Source organism: Bacillus sp. 05T31 (assembly GCF_056396725.1).
Window position 1 is genome coordinate 1 of sequence record NZ_JBFTMA010000879.1, and the last position, 2,358, is coordinate 2,358.

At 32.4% G+C, this 2,358-nt stretch carries 2 protein-coding genes; both read right to left on the reverse strand.

Features of this window, described 5'->3' with window-relative positions; translation table 11 throughout:
* Positions 1–73: 73 nt before the first annotated feature.
* Complete coding sequence (locus AC1DJR_RS29485; protein WP_477004198.1) at positions 74–1,063, reverse strand: zinc-binding dehydrogenase; 990 nt, start codon at positions 1,061–1,063, stop codon at positions 74–76.
* A gap of 147 nt (positions 1,064–1,210) precedes the next feature.
* Positions 1,211–2,358 (reverse strand): ATP-binding protein (locus AC1DJR_RS29490; RefSeq protein ID WP_477004199.1); only part of this gene is annotated, 1,148 nt, incomplete at its 5' end.

A 2,358-nucleotide genomic window follows, 5' to 3' on the forward strand; every position in this document is an offset into this window, starting at 1 on the left:
ATGGTAAACACTCCATGTATGAATATAATACTTAACACGTTCATTTAAAAATACTATCTACGAAATCATATTTTCATTCCATACGAAGGGCAATATTACCGAATTGTTCCCCTTGCTGCATTCGATTTAAAGCTTGAATTGCTTCTTCTAATGGATATACTTTATCAATGATTGGTTTAATATTATGTTCCTCTATAAAATGAATCATCTCATTAAATTCCTCACTGCTGCCCATTGATGTTCCCATAATATCGATTTGATTATAAAATAATGCTCGTAACGGTAACACAATTTTATCTCCTGAACTTGCACCAAAATTAACGATTCTTCCATTTGGTTTTAATATATCAAAATATTTTAAGAAAGTTGCTGGACCTATACTATCTATAATTAAATCTACTTTTTCTCCATGTAAGCACTCTTCCCAATTACCAGAACTATTAAAAGAAAAATCTGCACCATATTTTTCTGCAGCCTTTCTTTTGCTCTCTATCCTTGAAGTAACACTCACCTTTGCTCCAATTGCTTTAGCAAATAACATAGCATAAGTAGCTACACCACCGCCAATTCCCGGAATTAGAACATGTTCTTTAGATTTCAATCTACCTTTTGTAAAAAGCGCTCTATATGCAGTTAATGCCGATAAAGATAACACACCAGATTCTTCCCACGTAAGATAGGATGGCTTTTTCACTACATTTTCAGCGGGCACAATAACATATTCGGCAAACGTTCCATCGGCTGGTCCACCTAGTACTTCAGGTAACTCTGGTATTTCRTGAGTATTATTCCATCCAAYACTAGGGTTWATAATAACCTCKGTATGTAGTGWRATATTTGAAACWYCTTCTCCTARTTCYRTAACAATACCTGCACCATCTGAYCCTAAAAYTAATGGTARTTCCATTTCTTTTCTATTATTCATWATAAATAAATCACGATGATTTAAACCTGCTGYTYTTAATTTCACTTTAACTTCCCCSGCMTTAGGWGTTATCTCMGSTGATAATTTATATTCTAAACCTTYTAATCCTTTTTTATGTTGATGTACAATARCTTYCATTAATTATTCCCCCTTAATMCTTTCAATGTACTWKAAATATCGAAAYAAATAAAWTAWTTTGATTWCTAAGCATCAAAAAAGGAGGAAATACAAATGTATTCCTCCTTTTAAAGAGCGTTTTCAAAAAGAATTTTCTACCTTTAACTATTAATGAGTAGCATAAGGAAATGTAATGGTAACAATTGTTCCTTCATTTTCTTTACTCTCTAATTGAATAGTTCCGTTATATTTTTCTACAAGCCGTTTTGCAATTGATAAACCTAGTCCATTGCCACCTTGTTTACGACTTCTCGCTTTATCAACTCGATAAAAGCGGTTAAGAACAAAAGGTAAATCTGCTTCAGGTATTCCCGCTCCATGATCTATTATGCAAATTTTAATTTTTCCCGATTGTAAACTTGATTCAATGCAAATATACTGATTTACTTCTTTTGTATCTTGTTTTAATACGCTATTAACATGGACTCGTTCGACTGCTACTGGATGCATCTGTTCTGATTCAGCCCTTGATAGCTCTAGCAGTTCTGAAACTAATTTATTTAATCGATCTACTTCTTTTAAACTGGATTGAAGAGATTTATCCAATACTGCTGAATCATTTTTCCCCCATCGATTCAGCATTGATAAGTGCCCTTGAATAATTGTTAATGGTGTTCTTAATTCATGCGATGCGTCTTCTACAAACTGTTTTTGCTGTGTAAAAGAAGTTTCTACTTCATCCATCATTTCATTAAAAAGAATCGATAATTTTGCGAGTTCATCATTATTTTCTCGTACTGGAACTCTTTCATTTAGTCCGTTTTTCTTAATACGCTTCATCGTATCCGTTATGTTTTGGACACTTGATAAAAGCTTTTTCGTTATAAGTATTCCACCTAAAAAACTAAACACTAATCCACATATCCCTGCAAAGACCATTACCACTAAGATAATTTTTAATAAATGATCAAATGTCTCTAAGTTTTTCGTAAGTTCAATAGTTCCCGTGAATTTTTTTGTTTGAATTGGTATGCGCTCAACTAATATTCGATCTTCTATATGTCTTTTTATAAATGATTCATCTTGGGTAACCTGTTTTGGTTTTATCCAAGCTTCATTAAAATCTCGCGAAACAGTAACAATGGGTTTTCCATCATTTCCGATAATACGAATCATTTGATGTTTATCAATCATGTTGTTAAGAAATTCATTACTGTTTTCAAATGTTTTGCTCGAGAGCGTATCATTTTTATCTTGAAAATATGCCGCTATTTCTGTCACTTGTCTATTTATTTGTTTCTGTTCATAATCTATAG